Source organism: Streptomyces hazeniae (assembly GCF_031845485.1).
Lineage (GTDB): Bacteria > Actinomycetota > Actinomycetes > Streptomycetales > Streptomycetaceae > Streptomyces > Streptomyces hazeniae.
Genome location: NZ_JAVREQ010000178.1, coordinates 1 through 454, shown reverse-complemented (window position 1 = coordinate 454; position 454 = coordinate 1). Strand labels below are relative to the sequence as shown.

Genomic DNA, 454 nt, shown 5'->3' with positions numbered 1-454 from the left:
AGTGGAACATCGTCGCGCCGAGGGCGACCCCGCGGTGCCCGGTGACGCAGTTCCACGCCTTGGTGTAGCCGGCCGCCTTGTCCTGGTCGCGGGGTTCGGCGGGGACGCCGTTGGCGTCGTCCGGTACCTCCCACTCCCCCGCGGGACCGGTCTCCGTGACGATGTACGGCTTGGTGTAACCGCCCTGCTGCCAGGTGGACTTGATGTCGCAGACCGCGTTGTAGGAGTTGACGGCGTACAGGTCGAGGTCGGGGGCGTTGCGCTTGTAGTAGGGCCAGGCGCCGGTCCACGCGTCGGTCGAGGTGACCGGGTGGTTGGGGTCGATGCCGTGGATCTTCTTCGCGACGTCGTTGACGAAGGTGGTGTAGGCGTTGCGCTGGCGCTCCAACTCGTCGCCGCTGAAACAGTTCTGGAGTCCGAGGACGGACTCGTTGCCGACGTTCCACATGAGGAC

General features: G+C 66.7%; 1 pseudogene. It reads right to left on the bottom strand.

The annotated features are described in order from the left end of the window. A pseudogene (locus RM572_RS29200) lies at nt 1-454 on the bottom strand (discoidin domain-containing protein); the annotation flags it as partial.